The sequence below is a fragment of the Albimonas marina genome (assembly GCF_029223255.1).
Lineage (GTDB): Bacteria > Pseudomonadota > Alphaproteobacteria > Rhodobacterales > Rhodobacteraceae > Albimonas.
On sequence record NZ_JARHUC010000001.1, the window covers coordinates 165,353 to 183,290 of the forward strand.

At 72.0% G+C, this 17,938-nt stretch carries 15 protein-coding genes; 5 read left to right on the plus strand and 10 right to left on the minus strand.

Annotated features, from left to right (window positions below; all coding sequences use genetic code 11):
• The first annotated feature begins 37 nt into the window (after window positions 1–37).
• A complete protein-coding gene (locus P2H44_RS00715) occupies window positions 38–2,863 on the plus strand; it encodes a [protein-PII] uridylyltransferase (protein ID WP_275761493.1) in 2,826 nt (941 codons plus the stop codon).
• 177 nt (window positions 2,864–3,040) lie between these two features.
• Window positions 3,041–4,618, plus strand: coding sequence for a murein biosynthesis integral membrane protein MurJ (murJ, locus tag P2H44_RS00720; RefSeq protein WP_275762082.1), 1,578 nt, complete (start codon window positions 3,041–3,043; stop codon window positions 4,616–4,618).
• Window positions 4,619–4,677: 59 nt separating this feature from the next.
• Here murJ and P2H44_RS00725 read toward each other — a convergent pair whose 3' ends face one another.
• Complete coding sequence (locus tag P2H44_RS00725; protein WP_275761494.1) at window positions 4,678–5,328, minus strand: rhomboid family intramembrane serine protease; 651 nt, start codon at window positions 5,326–5,328, stop codon at window positions 4,678–4,680.
• 120 nt (window positions 5,329–5,448) lie between these two features.
• Between P2H44_RS00725 and trpS the strand changes: the two genes are divergently transcribed.
• Together trpS and P2H44_RS00735 are read left to right on the plus strand one after the other, a co-directional pair.
• On the plus strand, window positions 5,449–6,525 hold the full coding sequence (gene trpS, locus P2H44_RS00730) for a tryptophan--tRNA ligase (protein ID WP_275761495.1): 1,077 nt from the start codon (window positions 5,449–5,451) through the stop codon (window positions 6,523–6,525).
• A 238-nt stretch (window positions 6,526–6,763) separates the two neighbouring features.
• Entirely contained in the window at window positions 6,764–7,342 is a 579-nt protein-coding gene (locus P2H44_RS00735) for a septation protein A (protein ID WP_275761496.1), read from the plus strand.
• An 84-nt stretch (window positions 7,343–7,426) separates the two neighbouring features.
• On the opposite strand, the gene P2H44_RS00740 is transcribed toward P2H44_RS00735, so the two are convergent.
• From P2H44_RS00740 to P2H44_RS00760, 5 genes are all read right to left on the minus strand, one after another.
• Window positions 7,427–8,512, minus strand: a complete 1,086-nt coding sequence (locus P2H44_RS00740; RefSeq protein ID WP_275761497.1) for a calcium-binding protein — start codon at window positions 8,510–8,512, stop codon at window positions 7,427–7,429.
• Window positions 8,513–8,692: 180 nt separating this feature from the next.
• On the minus strand, window positions 8,693–9,259 hold the full coding sequence (locus P2H44_RS00745) for a DsbE family thiol:disulfide interchange protein (RefSeq protein WP_275761498.1): 567 nt from the start codon (window positions 9,257–9,259) through the stop codon (window positions 8,693–8,695).
• The gene (ccmD, locus tag P2H44_RS00750; protein ID WP_275761499.1) at window positions 9,256–9,420 is read right to left on the minus strand and encodes a heme exporter protein CcmD; all 165 of its coding nucleotides are present in this window, start codon (window positions 9,418–9,420) and stop codon (window positions 9,256–9,258) included. The genes P2H44_RS00745 and ccmD overlap by 4 nt, the downstream gene beginning before the upstream one ends.
• The gene (gene ccmC / locus P2H44_RS00755) at window positions 9,420–10,187 is read right to left on the minus strand and encodes a heme ABC transporter permease CcmC (RefSeq protein ID WP_275761500.1); all 768 of its coding nucleotides are present in this window, start codon (window positions 10,185–10,187) and stop codon (window positions 9,420–9,422) included. The genes ccmD and ccmC overlap by 1 nt, the downstream gene beginning before the upstream one ends.
• Window positions 10,188–10,402: 215 nt before the next feature.
• Entirely contained in the window at window positions 10,403–10,765 is a 363-nt protein-coding gene (locus P2H44_RS00760) for a cupin domain-containing protein (protein WP_275761501.1), read from the minus strand.
• A gap of 228 nt (window positions 10,766–10,993) precedes the next feature.
• On the opposite strand from P2H44_RS00760, the gene P2H44_RS00765 reads away from it, so the two are divergent.
• A complete protein-coding gene (locus P2H44_RS00765) occupies window positions 10,994–13,489 on the plus strand; it encodes a GcvT family protein (RefSeq protein ID WP_275761502.1) in 2,496 nt (831 codons plus the stop codon).
• 166 nt (window positions 13,490–13,655) lie between these two features.
• Here the strand turns inward: P2H44_RS00765 and P2H44_RS00770 are convergent, their stop codons facing one another.
• The 4 genes from P2H44_RS00770 to P2H44_RS00785 all read right to left on the minus strand — a co-directional run bounded on the left by P2H44_RS00770 (window position 13,656) and on the right by P2H44_RS00785 (window position 17,502).
• Entirely contained in the window at window positions 13,656–14,261 is a 606-nt protein-coding gene (locus P2H44_RS00770; RefSeq protein WP_275761503.1) for a pyridoxamine 5'-phosphate oxidase family protein, read from the minus strand.
• Window positions 14,262–14,895: 634 nt separating this feature from the next.
• Window positions 14,896–15,873, minus strand: a complete 978-nt coding sequence (locus P2H44_RS00775) for a threonine ammonia-lyase (RefSeq protein WP_275761504.1) — start codon at window positions 15,871–15,873, stop codon at window positions 14,896–14,898.
• A 59-nt stretch (window positions 15,874–15,932) separates the two neighbouring features.
• Window positions 15,933–16,805, minus strand: a complete 873-nt coding sequence (locus P2H44_RS00780; RefSeq protein ID WP_275761505.1) for an alpha/beta fold hydrolase — start codon at window positions 16,803–16,805, stop codon at window positions 15,933–15,935.
• A gap of 10 nt (window positions 16,806–16,815) precedes the next feature.
• On the minus strand, window positions 16,816–17,502 hold the full coding sequence (locus P2H44_RS00785; RefSeq protein ID WP_275761506.1) for a haloacid dehalogenase type II: 687 nt from the start codon (window positions 17,500–17,502) through the stop codon (window positions 16,816–16,818).
• Window positions 17,503–17,938 lie beyond the last annotated feature (436 nt).

The window sequence follows — 17,938 nt, forward strand, 5'->3', positions numbered from 1 at the left end:
CAGGGCGGCGGCCGCCCGCGGCGCCACGCGCGTCCGCATGGCGCCGCCTTCGCCGGAGGACGAGGGCGACGGGGCGGGGGGCCTTCTGGTCCGTCCCGCCGCCGAGATCCTGGATCCGGCGGCGGTTCTCGTCCGGCTGAGCGAGGTCGCCGCCGCGGCCCAGGCCGAGGGGCTCGGCCGCGACGGGATCCGCGCCGCCTGCGCGGAGCCGCTGCGCGAGGCGCTCGACGCCGGCCACGACGCGATCCGCGAGGCGCTGGAGGCCCATCCCTGGTCGGGCGCCTCGGCCTCCCGCTCGATCGCCTGGCTGACCGACGAGGTCGTGCGCCTGGCGCTGGAGGTCGGGCTGCGCTGGCTGCACCCCAACCCCAACCCCACCTCGGGCGAGCGGCTGGCGGTGATGGCGGTCGGCGGCTACGGCCGCTTCGAGATGGCGCCCTACTCGGACGTCGACCTCCTGTTCCTGACCCACTGGAAGCAGACGCCCTGGGTCGAGTCCCTCGTGGAATCCGTCCTCTACCTGCTGTGGGACCTGCGGATGAAGGTCGGCCACTCGACCCGCACCGCCGACGACTGCCTGCGCCTGGGCAAGTCCGACATCACCATCCGCACCGCCCTGCTGGAGCAGCGCTTCATCTCCGGCGACCGCCAGCTGGCCGACGACCTGCAGGACCGGCTGTGGGACGAACTCTTCTCCCGCACCGGGCCGGAGTTCGTGGAGGCGAAGCTGGACGAGCGCGCCACCCGCCACCAGCGGCACGGCGGCTCCCGCTACGTGGTCGAGCCGAACGTGAAGGAGGGCAAGGGCGGCCTGCGCGACCTGCAGACCCTTTGGTGGATCGCCAAGTACCTCTACCACGCCCGCTCGCCCTCGGACCTGGTGGAGAAGGGCGTGTTCTCCCCCGACGAGGTCGCGGTCTTCTCCGAGGCCGAGGCCTTCCTGTGGACGGTGCGCTGCCACCTCCACTACCTCTCGGGCCGCGCGAACGAGCAGCTGAGCTTCGACATGCAGGTCGAGGTGGCCCGCCGCCTGACCTTCGAGGACCGCCCCGGCCAGTCGGCGGTCGAACGCTTCATGCAGCGCTATTTCCAGCACGCCACCGCGGTGGGGGAGCTGACCCGCGTGTTCCTGGCCGCGCTGGAGGCGCGCCACGTCAAGAAGCGGCCCAGCCTGGGCGGCATCGTGCGCGCCTTCCGCGGGGCGGGGGGGCGCTTCTCGACCGGGCCGTTCGAGCTTCTGGACGGGCGCATCACCATGCCGGACGAGAGCGTGATCGTGGACGATCCGCTCAACATCCTGCGCATCTTCGACGAGGGGCTGCGGACCGGCGCGCTGATCCATCCCAACGCCATGCGGATGATCGCGGCCAACCTCGACCTGATCGACGACGAGATGCGCGCGAACCCGATCGCCAACCGCATCTTCCTGCACATGCTGGTGGACAGCGGCGACCCGGAGCGGGCGCTGCGCCGGATGAACGAGCTGGGCGTGCTGGGCGCCTTCATCCCCGCCTGGGGCCGCATCCACGCGATGATGCAGTTCAACATGTATCATCACTACACGGTCGACGAGCACACGATCCGCGCCGTCTCGATCCTCAACGGGATCGAGCGGGGCAAGCTGATCGAGGATCTGCCCGTCGCCTCGGGCATCCTGGAACAGGGGGTGGACCGCACCTCGCTCTACGTGGCCCTGCTGCTGCACGACATCGGCAAGGGGCAGGAGCGCGACCACTCCGAGGTCGGAGAGGAGATCGCGCGGGAGGTCTGCCCGAGGCTCGGCCTCGATGACGCGCAGACCGACACCGTCTGCTGGCTGATCCGCCATCACCTGCTGATGTCGGACGTGGCGCAGAAGCGCGACATCTCCGATCCCGTGACCGTGCGCGCCTTCGCGGACGAGGTTCGCACCCCCTCCCGCCTGAACCTGCTGCTGGTGCTGACGGCCTGCGATATCATGGCCGTCGGCCCGGGCGTGTGGAACAACTGGAAGGCGCAGCTGCTGCGCACCCTGCACCGCCGCACGCGCGAGGCGCTGACCGGGGGCGCGGGGGGCATCTCGGGCGTCGACCGCCTGCGCGAGGCGCAGGAGGCGCTGCGCGCGGCGCTGGTCGAGGACGGCTGGACCGAGGCCGAGATCGAGGCGGAGATCGACCGCCACTACGCCCCGTTCTTCCTGTCCACGACCACCGAGACCCAGCGCATCTTCGCGCGCCTGGCACGGGAGTGCGGCTCGGACGACTCCGCCATCGGCGCCGACTTCACCCAGGACGAGAGCCGCGACGCCACCCGCGTCTGCTTCCACCTGGCCGACCACCCGGGCCTGTTCTCGCGCCTCGCCGGGGCGCTGGCGCTGGCGGGCGCGGACGTGAAGGACGCGCGGATCACCACCACCTCGGACGGCTACGCGCATTCGGTGTTCTGGATCCAGGACGGCGACGGCTCGACCTACGAGACGGCGCGGCTGGATCGCCTGCGCACCATGGTCCGCCGCTCCCTGATGGGCGAGGTGGTGGCGCGCGAGGCGCTGAAGCCCAAGCGCAAGGTCAAGAAGCGCGAGAGCAAGTTCAAGGTCGCGACCCACGTGACCTTCGACAACCACTCGTCCGACATCTACACGGTGATCGAGGTCGACACCCGCGACCGCGTGGGGCTGCTCTACGACCTGACGCGGGCGCTGGCCTCGGCCAACATCTCGATCCACTCCGCGATCATCGCGACCTACGGCGAGCAGGCGGTGGACGTGTTCTACGTCAAGGACCTGTTCGGTCTGAAGATCACCTCGGCGAGCAAGATGAAGACCATCGAAACCCGTCTGCGCGCCGCCATCGAGGCCGCCGCGCCCGACGACGGCGAAGGCTGATCCATGACCGATCCGCGCGACGAGGACGCCGCCAAGGCGGCGTCCTCCGCCCCCGAGTCCGTCGCCGAGTCCGCTCCCGGCTCCGCCGCCTCGACCGCGCCCGGCGCCGAAGGCGCGGACCCGGCCGAAGGCCGGCCCGCGGCCCCGGCGGGCGCGAAGCGCCCCGCCTCCCGCCTGATGCGCAGCTTCGCGACCGTGGGCGGCTGGACGATGGCGAGCCGCATCCTGGGCCTGGTGCGCGACGTGATGATCGCCGCGGCGCTCGGCGCCGGCCCCGCGGCCGAGGCCTTCGTGGCCGCCTTCACCCTGCCCAACCTGTTCCGGCGCTTCTTCGCCGAGGGCGCCTTCAACACCGCCTTCATCCCCATGTTCGCCCGCCGCTACGAGAGCGAGGGCGCGCAGGCCGCGCGGGACTTCGCCGAGCAGGCGATGGCCGCCCTGACCACGGCGCTGCTGCTGGTCACGGCGCTCGCGCAGGTGACGATGCCGTTCCTGGTCTTCGCCCTCGCCTCCGGCTTCGCCGAGGACCAGCGCTTCGACCTGACGGTCGAATACGGGCGCATCACCTTCCCCTACATCCTGTTCATCTCGCTGGCGGCGCTGTTCTCGGGCGTGCTGAACTCGGTCGGCCGCTTCGCCGCCGCCGCCGCCGCGCCGACGCTGCTGAACGTGATCCTGATCGGCGCCATGTTCGGCGCCCAGGCCGGCTGGCTGGAGGGGCTGGAGGGCCCGAACGACCCGCCGGGCTACGCCGAGGGGCTCTGCGCCTCCTGGGGCGCGGCGCTGGCGGGGGTGGCGCAGCTGGCGCTCGTCTGGCGCGCCGCGGCGCGCGCCGGGATGCCCCTGCGCCTGCGCCTGCCCCGCCTGACCCCCGAGGTGAAGCGGCTGGCGATCATCGCCTTTCCCGCCGCCCTCGCCGGCGGGGTCATGCAGATCAACCTGGTGGTGGGCCGGCAGGTCGCCTCGTTCTTCGACGGGGCGGTGGCCTGGCTCTACTACGCCGACCGCCTCTACCAGCTTCCGCTGGGGGTGATCGGGGTGGCGATCGGCGTGGTGCTGCTGCCCGAGCTCTCGCGCCGCCTGTCCGCGGGCGACGAGACCGGCGCGCGCGAGGCGATGGGCCGCTCGACCGAATTCGCGCTCGCCCTGACCCTGCCCGCCACCGCCGCGCTGGTGGCGGTGCCGTGGCCGCTCGCCTCGGTCCTCTTCGGGCGCGGCGCGTTCGAGGCCGAGGACGTCGCGGCCACCGCGCTGGCGGTCGCGATCTACGGCGCGGGCCTGCCGGCCTTCGTGCTGCAGAAGATCGCCCAGCCGATGTTCTTCGCGCGCGAGGACACGCAGACGCCGTTCCGCTACGCCCTGGTCGGGCTGGGGGTGAACGCGGCCTTCGCCATCGGCCTCGCGCCGGTGATCGGCTTCGCATCGGCGGCGCTGGCGACCACGCTGGCGGCCTGGGCGAACTTCTTCCTGCTGTGGCGCGGCGCCCGCCTGCGCTTCGGCGAGGAGGCCCGCCCCGACGCCCGCCTGCGCAAGCGCGCGCCGCGGATCCTCGTCGCCTCGGTCCTGATGGGTCTCGCCTGCTGGGGCCTGGCCGAGGGGCTGGCCCCCTGGCTGGAGGCGCCGGGCCTGCGCTACCTCGCGCTCGCCGTGCTGGTGGTCGGTGGGATCGTGGTCTACGCGGCCGCGGCGATCGGGCTGAAGGGCGTGGTCGTGGGCGACCTGAAGGCCGCCATGCGCCGGGGCGGAAAACGCTGAGGCCGCGGGGGCCGGCGCCCGGCCTCGCCGGGCCCGGGACCGCCCCGGGCCGCGCGCCCTCAGGCCTTGGGCACCACGATCCAGGCCGCGACCCAGCCGGCGAGGAAGCCGCCCAGGTGGGTCTGCCAGGCGAGCATCCCGCCCATCGCCACCGCCAGGATCACGTTGATCAGCACCAGCGCCCCGATCGAGCCCAGGAAGGCCCGCATCGAGCCGCTGCCCGGCCGGCGGGTGATGAAAGCGAACTCGGCGTATTTCAGCACCCCGATCAGCCCGAACACCACGCCCGAGGCGCCCACCATCGGCGCGTCCGCATGGGACAAGAGCCCGTAGCCGAGCGAGCCGCCCACCGCCGTCGCCACGAAGAACGCAAGGTAAAGCGGCACGCCGAAGATCCTGAGCACCAGCAGGCTCAGCCCCAGGAAGGCGGCGGTGTTCATCGCCAGGTGCGCCATCCCCCCGTGCAGGAAGGCGTAGCTCAGGAAGCTCCACCACAGCCGGGGCGGCGTGGGCTGGCCCGCCAGCAGCCGGTCGAACCAGGGATCGAAGAACGAGAACAGGGCGTAGCCCTCGAAGCGCAGGTTCGGCGCCAGCAGCCCGAAATCGGAGAGCTGGAAGACCAGCTCGATCACGATGAAGACCGCGGCGAAGGCGAAGGCCACCTGCCGGTGGATCTGCAGGACCGGCGGCAACGGGGGAAACTGGAACATCTGACCTCTTCACTCGGGCGGCGCGGCGAACCTGCGCGACGCACGCGCCCGCCCGGGCGTCTTGACCCTTTCCCGTCGCCGGCCGCATAAGGCCCGCGCCGCCGCAGGAGGACAGCAGATATGAACCCGACGCAAGAGGCGCAGGGCGCCGAGACCGAAGGCCGCGTTCACCCGCGCCGCGTGTTCTCGGGCGTTCAGCCCACCGGCAACCTGCACCTGGGCAATTACCTCGGCGCCGTGAAGCGCTTCGTCGAGATGCAGGACGAGGCCGCCGAACTGGGCGGCGAGACGATCTACTGCATGGTCGACATGCACGCGCTGACCATCAACCCGGACCCCGCCGAGCTGAAGCGCGCGACCCGGGAGCTGGCCTGCGCCTTCATCGCCTGCGGCCTCGACCCCGAGAAATCCATCCTGTTCAACCAGTCCCAGGTGCCGGCCCATGCCGAGCTGGCCTGGATCTTCAACTGCGTGGCGCGCGTGGGCTGGATGAACCGGATGACCCAGTTCAAGGAGAAGGCGGGCAAGAACCGCGAGGCGGCCTCGGTCGGCCTCTACGCCTACCCTGTCCTGATGGCCGCCGACATCCTGGCCTACCGCGCGACCCACGTGCCGGTGGGCGAGGACCAGAAGCAGCACCTCGAGCTGACCCGCGACATCGCCACCAAGTTCAACCTCGACTACGGCCAGCCCGGTTTCTTCCCGCTGACCGAGCCGCTGATCGAGGGCGTGGCGACCCGCGTGATGTCGCTGCGCGACGGCTCCAAGAAGATGTCGAAGTCGGATGCGTCCGACATGAGCCGCATCAACCTGACCGACGACGCCGACGCCATCGCCCAGAAGATCCGCAAGGCCCGCACCGACCCCGAGCCCCTGCCCGAGACGCTCGAGGGCCTGGCCGAGCGGCCGGAGGCGAAGAACCTCGTGGGCATCATGGCGGCGCTGTCGAACCGCACCGCCGAGCAGGTGGTGGGCGAGTGGGCGGGCAAGCCGTTCTCGGAGTTCAAGCCCGCGCTCGCCGAACTGGCGGTCGAGAGCCTGGCCCCGATCGCCGGCCGGATGCGCGAGCTGAGCGCCGACCCCGCCCATATCGACCAGGTGCTGGCGAAGGGCGCCGAGAAGGCCGACGCCATCGCCGCCCCGATCATCGACGAGGTCTACGACGTCGTCGGCCTGCTGCGCTCGCGCCGTCGCTGAGCGGGGGCCGCCTCCGCATCCCGGGTCCGCCGCGCGCGGGCCCGGACGCCGCGCCATCCGGCCGGCCGGTGATTCTCCGCCGAACGGGGCGGCCTCGCCCCGCGGCGCGTATCGGTCACCGCGCAGGCGGGGCATGATGACGCGATACGCACGCCCGCGGCGTGAAATGCCGAGCCTCGGCCCGGAAACCTCCGTCCCCCGCCTTCACCTCGCCTTTCCAAACCGCTAGATCGTATCCATGGACATACAGCCGAAGCCGCTGAACCCCCTGGTCAAGGCCGCGCTCGAGTTCGGGCCGCTGGTCCTGTTCTTCGTGATCTACCAGCGCACGGACATCTTCACGGCCACCGCGGTGTTCATTCCCACCATTCTCGGCGCGCTGGGCGTGTCGTGGTGGCTCAGCCGCGACGTGCCGCGCATGGCGGTGGTGACGGCGGTGGTGGTCGTGGTCTTCGGCGGCCTGACGCTGTGGCTGAAGGACGCCACCTTCATCAAGATGAAGCCGACCATCATCAACGTGCTGTTCGCCGGCGCGCTGGGCTGGGGGGTGCTGCGCGGACGCAGCTACCTCAAGGACCTGATCGGCGGCGCGATGCCGTTGAGCGACGCGGGCTGGATGATCCTGACCAAGCGCTGGGCCCTGTTCTTCCTGTTCATGGCCGTGGTGAACGAGGTCGTCTGGCGCACCCAGACCGAGGAGTTCTGGGTCACCTTCAAGACCTTCGCCTCCCCCGCCATCACCTTCCTGTTCGTGATCTCCCAGTTCGGGCTGATCAAGAAGCACGGGACGGACGGCGGCGCCGGCGGAGACGCCTGAGGCCTCCGCCCGACGCGGCGGCCAGAGGCCCCTGCGGGCCGGCGAAGGCGGCCGGCCCCTGCGCTCCGGCTTAGCCGCGCGCTCTCAGAAGAACGGGATCGTGCCGTCGTCGACCGCGGTGATCTGGTTGTCGAGGATCTCGTCCACCACCACGCCCTTCAGCAGCACCCGGCCGGTCTCGGTCTCGAACAGCACGCCCTTGCGGGTCTGCTGGGCGAAGTCGCGGAAGTCGTCGGCGGTCTCGTAGTAGACGTCGCGGTCGAAGCCGATCTTGTCGCCGCGCCCGAAGTCGTGAATCACGGTCTTCCCAGTCCCCGCGACGTCGGACATGAAGAACTTGTCGTCGCCGGCGCCGCCCCACAGGTCGTTGCGCCCCAGCGACGAGATCAGCGAGTCGCCGCCGCCGCCGCCGCGCAGCTCGTCCCGGCCGCCCTGGCCGATCATCACGTCCTTGCCGCCCCCGCCGAACAGCATGTCGTCGCCGGAGCCGCCGATCAGCCAGTCGCGCCCGCCGGCGCCCTCGAGCGCGTCGTCGCCGCCGCCGCCCCACAGCTTGTCGTCGGCGGCCTTGCCCTGCATCTTCGCGCCGGGGTGCTGGTCGCCGCGCAGGTGATCGTCGCCGGCGCCGCCTTTGATCCGGTCGCGCCCGCCGCCGCCCGACAGCTCGTCGTCGCCCTTGCCGCCGAAGAAGCGGTCGTCGCCGCCCGAGCCGACCACCCGGTCGCCGCCGCCGCCCACGTCGAGCGTCACGTCCGCGAAGCCGTCGCCGCCCTTCTGCAGGATCACCACCTCCTGCCGGCCCGCGAACAGCGCGCGGGTCGAGGCGCCCAGCAGGTCGTCGACCGAGGGCGCGGTCTCGTTCTTGAAGGTCCAGGTGACGGCGTTTCCGGTCCCCTTCCAGCCCACCGAGAAGCTGTCGGGGGAGGAGGCGAAGGCGGCCGTGTACCACTCCGGCGGCAGGTCCCCCGCGAAGTCCTTGGGCGGGGGCGGGAAATCCTCGCCCAGGAAGCTGGTGGTGCGCCCGCCGCCGTTCCAGATCAGCGCGCCCGGCGCGATCCCGAGCGAGGGCGAGCCGGTGGGCTGGCCCGACACGTCGAGGATCGAGAGCCCCCCGGGCGAGAAATCGACCGGGCCGGCGGCCTTGAGGACGATGGCGACGCGCTGGACCATGGGGGGCTCCCTCGTTGCATGGCGGCCGGAGGGCCGCGCCCTTCAATGGCGACAGTCCTCACCGTCGGCCGTGATCGTTGCGTGACGCCGGGGGCGGGCGCAACGAGGCGCGGGACCGGGATTTCGCAGGATGGATTTAGACTTCGCCTGCCGGCGGCCGCGGGGCCGCCGCGCCGGGCGTCAGCCCTCGGTCGGGGCCCAGCCGGCCTCGCGCAGGGCGGGCAGGATCTTGCGCTCGAGGTCGTGGTTCTGGATCGGGCCGACGTGCTTGTAGACGATGCGCCCCTCGCCATCGACGACGAAGGTCTCGGGCACGCCGTAGACGCCCCACTCGATCCCCGCGCGGCCGGTGGTGTCGGCGCCGACATGGGCGAAGGGGTCGCCCAGCTCCCGCAGGAAGCCCAGCGCCGCGTCGCGGTCGTCCTTGTAGTTGATCGAGTCGATCTCGACGCCCATCGCCTGCAGCTTCATCAGCTCCGGATGCTCGACCCGGCAGGGGCCGCACCAGCTGGCCCAGATGTTCACCAGCTTCACGCCGGGCCGCTTCAGCAGCTCGGTCGTCAGCCGCGGCTCGCCGGGGCGGAGGCTCGCGAGGTCCGTCTTGGGGACCGTCTTCTCGATCAGGGCGGAGGGCAGCGCGTCCTGGTCGCGGCCCAGCATGGACCAGGACAGGCCCGCCAGCGCCAGGAAGGCGACCAGCGGGATCAGCGCCCAGAGGCGCGAGCGCTTCGGCGCGGGATCGGTCATGGCGCGCTCCTGCGGCGGGGGTGGCGGGCCTCCAGCCGCTCCAGCTCGCGGCGGGCGCGACGGGAGGCGCGGATCGAGGCCCCCACCAGAGCCGCCACGATGGCCAGCGTGCCGAGGTAGGAGCCCAGGATGTAGGGCGCGTACTCGCCGAGCGCGGGCATCAGGCGGCCTCCTCGGAGGGGGCGGGCCCTTCGCCGGCGGCGAGGCGGATCGCGCGGGCGCGGCGCAGGCGGATCTCGGTCCGCACGCGCAGCAGCAAGAGGGCGAGGAACATCAGGAAGAACCCGACGAGGCTGAGCACCAGCGGCCGCCAGAACACGTCGGCGACGTTGGTCTCCCGGTCCAGCGACAGCGAGGCGCCCTGGTGCAGGCCCTGCGCCCAGAAGATCACCGCGTAGCGCGACACGATCGCGAAGACCGAGCCCACCAGGCACAGCACCGCGGTCAGGTCGGCGGCGGCGTCGGGATCCTCGATCGCGGCCCACAGCGCGATGTAGCCGGCGTAGAAGAACAGCATGATCAGGAAGGCGGTCAGCCGCGGATCCCAGGCCCACCAGGTGCCCCACATCGGCTGGCCCCAGAGCGCGCCGGTGACGATGGCGGCGAGCGTCATGCCCGCGCCGATGGGCGCGGCCGCCTTGGCGGCGAGCGCCGAGACGTGGTGGCGGCGGATCAGCCAGATCAGGCTCATGATCCCCATGAAGGCGTAGACGTTGATCGCCAGCGTCGCCGCGGGGACGTGGATGTAGATGATCTTGACGGTCGAGCCCTGCTGGTAGTCGTCCGGGGTGAAGAAGAAGCCCCAGACCAGCCCGGAGATCAGCGCCGCGGCGGCGGCGACGGAGACCCAGGGCAGCAGAACCCCGCTCAGCCGCATGAAGCGGGCGGGGTTGGCGAAGTCCCAGATGGATTTCGGCCAGATCGACATGCGGTTTTCGTTATCCGTTCCGACGCCCGCGGGCAATGCGGCCTTGGCGCCCCGCCGCTCACGATGCCGCAAGATCGGCCAAGGGAGGAAGGCGCCGCGTCGACCCGCGCGCCCGGGCCCGGCCGCGCGCCCGCGGCGCAGGGCCGGCGCGGCGCCGTCGGCCCGGGGCCTCGGGGCGGGCGACGCGCGCGCCGGGCCGCGTGGAACCGGGCGCGTCAGAACTGGACGATGGCCATGTGCACGTCCTCGTCCCCCAGCACGGTGGTGCGGTGGCCCGAGCCGGCGGTGTCCTCCATCCGCCAGATCGCGCCGGCGCCGAACTCCCGGCTCTCGCCGTCGCCGGTCTCGACCCGCACGCGGCCCTTCAGCAGGTAGCCCATCTGCCGCCGCGGCGTGGGGTGGCGGGCGCCGGTCCAGCCGGCCGGCAGCACCAGGTGCAGCAGGGCCGAAACGGGCTCGGAGGCCGAGATCGGCATCGACGGCGCGGGGGGCGCGAAGTCGCCGGGCGTGAGGGCGATGGCGCGCTCCTCGAAGCGGGAGACGCCGTCGGCGTCCTCGGTCGTGCAGATCATGTCCATTCTGAAATCCCCCCGGGCGCGCGCATCCGATCCGGCGCGGGCTGACCCTACGGCCGCCGGCCGGCCCGCGCCAGCGCCCGGACGTCCGATCCCGAGTCGCGAAGACCGCTTCCCCGACCGGAACGGGTCGCGATCCGACCGGCTTGCGTCGCCCCTTCGCAGACGCAGGCCCGCCGGGACCGCTACAGGTGGGCGCGAATGCAGACCGGGCGCGAGGAGATCCCAGGCATGAAGACGCAGGCGCGGGCGGTTGTTGTCGGCGGCGGCGCGGTCGGGGTTTCGATCGCCTACCACCTGGCGAAGGCGGGCTGGGACACGATCCTGCTGGAGCGGGACGAGCTGACCTCGGGCTCCACCTGGCACGCGGCCGGCCTGCTGCCGCTGTTCAACATGAGCTACGCCACCTCGCACATCCACAAGTACTCGGTCGATTTCTACAAGGGGCTGGAGGCCGAGACGGGCCTGAACGCGGGCTTCGCCGTGGTCGGCAACCTGCGCATGGCCCAGACCGACGCGCGGATGGACGAATACCGCCTCTACGCCTCCACCGCCGAGACCGTGGGCGTCGAGGTCGAGTGGATGACGCCGAAGCAGATCGCCGACCGCTGGCCGCTGGTGCGCGCCGACGACCTGAAGGGCGCGATCCTTCATCCCGGCGACGGCTACATCAACCCCGCCGACGTGACCCAGGCCATGGCCAAGGGCGCCCGCCAGCACGGCGCCACGATCATCCGCAAGGTCCAGGTCGACGGGTTCGAGCGTCGCAACGGCGAGTGGATCGTCAAGGTCGCCCACATGACCGAGAAGGGCGGCAACCTCGTCCCCAACGGCGAGACCTCCGAGATCCGCTGCGAGCACGTGGTCACCGCCACCGGCAACCACGCCCAGCGCACCGCCGCGATGATCGGCTGCTACATCCCCGCGATGCCGGTCGAGCACCAGTACATCGTGACCGAGCCCGACCCCGCCCTGGTCGATTACCGCAAGACCGCGCCTGAGCATCCCGTCCTGCGCGACGCCGACGCCAAGTGGTACGTGCGCGAGGAGCGCGGCGGCTGGATCCTGGGCCCCTATGAGCGCAACGCGCCGGCCTGGGCCAAGTTCGGCGTGCCCGAGACCTTCCGCGCCGACCTCCTGAAGCTCGACCTCGAGCGGATCGAGGAAGAGTACATGTCCATGATCCACCGCATTCCGTCCTCGGAATCGGTGGGCCTGAAGGACGATTTCAACGGCCCGATCTGCTACACGCCCGACGGCAACCCGCTGGTCGGCCCCGCGCCCGGCGTGCCGAACTTCTGGTTCGCGGAAGGCTTCTCCTTCGGCATCACCGCCGCCGGCGGCACCGGCCACTACCTCGCGCAGCTGATGACCGAGGGCGAGGCCGAGATCGACATGTGGTCGCTCGACCCCCGCCGCTACGGCAAGTGGGTGAACCGCGAGTACGCGGCGACGAAGAACGAGGAGTGCTACGAGCACGTCTTCATCCTCCACCACCCCGACGAGGAGCGCGAGGCGGCCCGCCCCCTGCGCACCTCGCCCTGCTACGAGCGGATGAAGGCGGCCGGCGCCCAGTTCGGGCAGGTGAACGGGTTCGAGCGGCCCAACTACTTCGCCCCGCAGGGCTTCGACGATCACGGCGCGCGCAGCTTCCGGCGCGGCGGCTGGTGGGAATACGCCGAGGCCGAAGCCAAGATGGTGCGCGAGGGCGTCGGCCTCTACGACGCCTCGGCCTTCGCCAAGACCCGGATCAAGGGTCCGGGGGCGGCGGCCTTCCTCGACTGGCTGACCTGCAACAAGCTGCCCAAGGTCGGGCGCATCAACCTGACCTACGCGCTGACCGACGCCGGCACCGTGCGGACCGAGGCGACCATCGTGCGCCTGGCCGAGGACGACTTCTACGTGGTCACCGCCGGCGCCGCGCAGGCCTACGACTTCGACTTCTTCGAGAAGGAGGCCGCGGCGAAGCGCGACGAACTCGGCTGGATCGAGGTGCAGGACATCACCACCCAGTGGGGCGTCTTCGCCATCGCCGGGCCGAAGTCGCGCGAGGTGCTGCGCGCCCTGATCGTCGACGCCGACCCCGCCACGGCGCTGTCGAACAAGCGCTTCCCCTGGCTCTCGATGCGCCAGATCGACCTCGGCATGGTCCCCACCATGGCGATCCGCGTCGCCTACACCGGCGAGCTCGGCTATGAGCTGCACCACCCGATCGAGATGCAGAACCACCTGTTCGACGCGCTGGTGAAGGCCGGCGAGCCGCACGGGATGGGCTTCTTCGGCGCCCGCGCCCAGAATTGGATGCGGCAGGAGAAGAGCTACCGCGCCTTCGGCTCCGACCTCGGCCGGGACGCCTCGCCGCTGGAATCCGGTCTCGACCGCTTCGTCGACATGACCAAGGACTTCAAGGGCAAGGCGGCGATGGAGGCGCTCGGCATTCGCGCCAAATGCGTCACCGTGCTGATGGACGGGCCCGAGGGCGCGCTGGCCGCCGACCCCTGGGGGCGCGAGGCGCTCTACTCCGACGGCAAGGTCATCGGTCGCCTGACCTCGGGCGGCTGGTCGGTGGCCCTGCAGCGCCGCATCGGCCTCGCCTACGTGAAGCCGGAGCTGGCCGAGCCGGGCACGAAGCTCAAGGTCCTGATCATGGGCGACCAGTACGACGCCGAGGTGGTCGAGGACTCGCCCCACGATCCGACCAACGCCCGCCTGCGCGTCGACGGCTGAGCCGGCCCAGAGATTCGCGCGCCGCCTTTCGCCCCGGGGGCGCCCCGGGCTCGACCCGGGGCCTCCTGCCCCCGGTCGCGGCAGGGGCGGTTCGGGCGCGTCGGTCCCGCGACCGTTGCGCGAACGGCCGAGACCCCGGGGCGGGCCCGGGGCGCCGGCGCCGCGCCTAGGGTGTCTCGCCCAGCGCCGCCAGCCGCCCCTCCAGCTCCTCGATCCGGGACTGGAGGCGGCGGAGCGTGGGGGCCAGCTCCGCCTGGGTGAAGCGGGGCGTGATGTGCTGGTTGCAGTTCCAGTCGAAGGCCTCGACCTCGAGGATCATCAGCCGCTGGGCCTTCTCGCGCAGGGGGCCCGGCGCGAGCGCGGCGGCGAGCTCCGGCTCCGACTCCAGCGGCGTGGGGCGGGCGCGCGCCAGCAGCTTCAGGCGGCCCTGGCGGGCGTAGTCCATGAAGAACAGGGCCACGCGGTCCTCGCCCGCCAGGTTGCCCAGCGTGATCAGCTGCCGGTTGCCCTTCAGGTCCACGAAGGCCAGCCGCCGCGGATCCAGCGCCTGGATGAAGCCCGGCGGGCCGCCCCGGTGCTGCACGTAGGGCCAGCCCGAAGCCGAGACGCTGGCCATGTAGAAGCTCTCGCGCGAGGCGATGAAGGCGGCCTCGTCCTGGCCCAGCGCGTCCGGCCCCTCGCCCGGCGGCGGCGAGAAGGCCCGCCCGTTGACCTGCGCCTGCGCGGCGCGGACCGCCGGGGTGAACAGCAGGTCGTGGTATCGGTCGGTCATCGCGCCTCTCCTTCGGCCTCCGCCCTCCTTGCAGATGCCCCCGGAGCCGCCGAAGGGCAATGTGCGCCGCGGGCAGCGGGGCGTGGCCCACGATCCGCGACCGCCGCACCGTTTCCCGCCGCGCCGCCCTTCGTTCAGCGTCGCTGCAAGCCTCTGAACGCCGCCGGAGCGGTTCAGATCGCGCCGGATCGGTTGCGCCCCCCGAGTCGGAGGGAGATTCGGCGGACGGCCTTGCGCCCATGCCGAACCCGCAGGCCCGATGCTGGATGATGCCTCTTCGCAGGGCAGCGGCGCGAGAGCCGGAGGCGGACCTCGCCGCCGCAACGGCGCGTGGCCGGCAAGCCTTTGCAGCCGCGCCAAAAAAATGATCAGGGGCGCAGCCCCCCAAAGGCCGCGCCCCGTCTCGTTTCCGCCGATCCCCATAACCGGCGGAACCGCCGGATCCGTCTCCCCCCGCTTCCGGAAGCGAAGCGGAGACGGACCCGGCGCCGCTGCATGACCCGGGCCCCGCGCCATTCCAGACTGTCTTCCCCATGGAAAGACGCGAGGCCCCCGATCACGCTGCGAGTGCCACACACGCTCACTGCGTTCCGTTCACCCCTGATGAACGATTCGGCGTGACACGAGCGTGATATTATCCCGCCGCCACCCCCAGGGCCCGCGCGAACACCCCCCGGTCGACGTTGCCGCCGGTGGCCAGGACCAGCACCGCGTCGCCCTCGATCTCGTCCGCGCGGTAGAGCGCCCCGGCCAGCGCCGCGGCGCCGCCGGGCTCAACCACGATCTTCAGCCGCTCAAAGGCTTGCGCCATCGCGTTGAGACAGTCTTGATCGGAAACCGAAATGCCGGGCCCCGCCAGAGCCGACAGGATCGGCCAGGTGATCTCGCCCGGCGCAGGCGTCACGATCGCATCGCAGAGCGAGGCGCGACCTCCCGCCGCAGGCGTTCTTTCTCCGCTCCGCAGGGAGACCTGCCAGTCGTTCCAGTCCTCGGGCTCGGCCGGGCGCACGCGCAGGCCGGGCGCCTCGGCCGCCAGCGCCAGCGCCACGCCGCTCGAAAGCCCGCCGCCGCCGGTGCAGACCAGCACGTCGGCCTCGCGCACCCCGGCCTCGGCCGCCTGCGCGGCCAGCTCCAGCCCCGCGGTGCCCTGGCCCGCGATCACCATCGGCTCGTCATAGGGGCGGATCAGGGTCAGGCCCCGCTCTTCGGCGAGGCGGGCGCCGATCTCCTCCCGGCTTTCGGTATAGCGGTCGTAGGTGATCACCTCCGCCCCGTAGGCGGCGGTGTTGGCGAGCTTCAGCTTCGGCGCGTCCGCCGGCATCAGGATCACCGCGGGGATCCCGTGCAGCTTCGCGGCGTAGGCGACCCCCTGCGCATGGTTGCCGGAGGAATAGGCGAAGACCCCCTTCGCCCTCACCTCAGGCGCCAGCGCCGAGATCGCCGACCAGGCGCCGCGGAACTTGAAGCTGCCGGTGTGCTGCAGGCACTCGGCCTTCACCAGCACCCGGCGGCCGGCGAGTTCATTGAGGAACGGGCTTTCCAGCAGCGGCGTGCGGCGCACGACGGGGGCGAGCCGCTCGGCGGCGGCCCGGATGTCGGAGATGTCGACCAAGGGAGGCTCCTCAGGGAACAGGCCAGGGATATCAGGTCGGGCGTATCAGGTCGGGGGGATCAGCCGGCGCGGGCCAGCAGCGCGTCGATCGCCTCGACGCATTCGGGTTCGTCCAGCAGGGGGACGTGGGCGCGGTCGGGCACCGTGACCAGCGTGACGTTGGGCGAGACCGCGGCCATCCGCTCCGCCGTCTCGGCCGACAGGATGTCCGAGTTCGCGCCCCGCAGCACCAGCACCGGGCGCTGCGCCAGCGCCTGGAACAGGGGCCACAGGTCGGGCGCGGGCTCCCCCTTGGCGATGCGCTTCTCCAGCGCCGCGCCCTGGGCGGCCAGCGCCTCGCCCAGGCGCAGGTCGTACTTGAAGGCGACGCCGTCGGGCGTCTCCTCGGCCACCGCCTGGGCGATGCGCAGCCAGTCCTCGGCGGTCAGGGTCGGCGCGCCGGCGCGCCCGTCGGCCTGCATCGCCTGGGCCAGCTCCTCCAGCGAGCGCGCCTGGGGCGGCTTGCCCACGTAGGCCTTGATGCGGTCGAGCCCGGCCTGGTCGATCTCGGGCCCGATGTCGTTGAGGATCGCCGCCGCGATCCGCTCCGGCGCCGTGACGGCCGCCAGCATCGTGACCATCCCCCCGCGGGAGGTTCCCAGGAACGCCGCCCGCTCGATCTTCAGGTGGTCCAGCAAGGCGATCGCGTCGGCGGTCTCGGTCGGCAGGTCGTAGGTGTCGGGATCGGCGAAGTCCGAGACGCCCCGCCCCCGGGCGTCCAGCCGGATCACCCGGCGCGTCGGCGACAGGCGCGCGGCCACGGCGTCGAAATCGGCGTGGTTGCGGGTCAGCCCCGGCAGGCACAGCAGCGGCGGGCCCGCGTCGCGCGGCCCCTCGTCGATGAAGCCCAGGCGGGTGCCGTCGGGGGCGTCGAAGGAGTTGATCTTCACCATGAGGAGGCCTTCACCAGTTGGCGGCGAGTTCCGGGATCCCGGTCAGGTCGGAGGCCACCTTGTGGGGCTTCCAGGGCAGGCGGTCCATGGGGTCTCCGGCCCGGTTCACCCAGACGCAGCGGAAGCCGTAGCCCGCGGCGGCGGCGGCGTCCCAGCCGTTGGAGGAGACGAACAGCACCTCCCGCGGGGTGCGCCCGAAGGCGTGGCCGACCAGGTCGTAGACCTCGCGCGCGGGCTTGAAGACGCCCACGCTCTCGACCGAGAGCATCTCGTCCAGCAGATCGCGGATCCCGGCCGAGGCGGCCGCCCCCTCCAGCATGGCGGGCGAGCCGTTGGACAGGATCGCCGTCTCCCTCCCCGCCGCCTTCAGGGCGCGCAACATGTCGGGAACCTCCGGATAGGCCTCGAGCGCGAAGTAGAGGTCGAGCAGCGCCTGCCGCTCCCCCTCCGCCACGCCGCCCACCGCCTCGATGGCGAAGTCGAGCCCGTCCTGGGTGACCTGCCAGAAATCGGTGTGCACCCCGGCGGTGGCGCGCAGCCAGGAGTATTGCAGCTGCTTGAGGCGCCACAGCTCGGCGATGCGCGGCCACTTGGCGGCGAAATCCTCGTGTCCCGGCCGCTCGGCCAGCCGCCTCGCGGCGGCCGCGACGTCGAACAGGGTGCCGTAGGCGTCGAAGACGCAGGTGGCGATGGCCATCGGGTTCTCCCCCCTGGTGGTCCCCCGCGGTCCGGGGCCGGCGGAGCATCGCCCGCCCCCGCCCCCCCGCGCAAGGCGCGAAGCCGCGGCGCCTCCCGCAACCCAGCGCCACGCGCCCCCCGCTGCGACGCCCCCCCGCGCAACGCCCGCCCCACGCGCCCCGGCGCAACGCCCGCAGGCCCGCGCGAAGCGCCTGTTCTTCGGAGCCGTCCGTCGCTGATGCCGTAAAGAGCGACTCGCCCGCCGGGGTCAGGGATCGCGAAGCGACCCCGCGCCTGCGCGGGGCTTGTCCTTGACCCCGGCGGGCGAGTCGCTCAGGCATCTTCAGCGACGGACGGCTGCGAAGGACAGGCGCGGCCCTGTTCTTTGGTGAGCTCCCGAAGCGACCTTCCGGGCGCGCCCAAGCGCGCCCCCGCGCAGCGGCCAGCCGACGAGC

Coding starts and splice junctions, on each gene's coding strand:
- P2H44_RS00715 (WP_275761493.1), top strand. CDS start 38: ATGGCGCCGCCTTCGCCGGAGGACGAGGGCGACGGGGCGGGGGGCCTT.
- murJ (WP_275762082.1), top strand. CDS start 3,041: ATGCGCAGCTTCGCGACCGTGGGCGGCTGGACGATGGCGAGCCGCATC.
- P2H44_RS00725 (WP_275761494.1), bottom strand. CDS start 5,328: ATGTTCCAGTTTCCCCCGTTGCCGCCGGTCCTGCAGATCCACCGGCAG.
- trpS (WP_275761495.1), top strand. CDS start 5,449: ATGAACCCGACGCAAGAGGCGCAGGGCGCCGAGACCGAAGGCCGCGTT.
- P2H44_RS00735 (WP_275761496.1), top strand. CDS start 6,764: ATGGACATACAGCCGAAGCCGCTGAACCCCCTGGTCAAGGCCGCGCTC.
- P2H44_RS00740 (WP_275761497.1), bottom strand. CDS start 8,512: ATGGTCCAGCGCGTCGCCATCGTCCTCAAGGCCGCCGGCCCGGTCGAT.
- P2H44_RS00745 (WP_275761498.1), bottom strand. CDS start 9,259: ATGACCGATCCCGCGCCGAAGCGCTCGCGCCTCTGGGCGCTGATCCCG.
- ccmD (WP_275761499.1), bottom strand. CDS start 9,420: ATGCCCGCGCTCGGCGAGTACGCGCCCTACATCCTGGGCTCCTACCTC.
- ccmC (WP_275761500.1), bottom strand. CDS start 10,187: ATGTCGATCTGGCCGAAATCCATCTGGGACTTCGCCAACCCCGCCCGC.
- P2H44_RS00760 (WP_275761501.1), bottom strand. CDS start 10,765: ATGGACATGATCTGCACGACCGAGGACGCCGACGGCGTCTCCCGCTTC.
- P2H44_RS00765 (WP_275761502.1), top strand. CDS start 10,994: ATGAAGACGCAGGCGCGGGCGGTTGTTGTCGGCGGCGGCGCGGTCGGG.
- P2H44_RS00770 (WP_275761503.1), bottom strand. CDS start 14,261: ATGACCGACCGATACCACGACCTGCTGTTCACCCCGGCGGTCCGCGCC.
- P2H44_RS00780 (WP_275761505.1), bottom strand. CDS start 16,805: ATGGTGAAGATCAACTCCTTCGACGCCCCCGACGGCACCCGCCTGGGC.
- P2H44_RS00785 (WP_275761506.1), bottom strand. CDS start 17,502: ATGGCCATCGCCACCTGCGTCTTCGACGCCTACGGCACCCTGTTCGAC.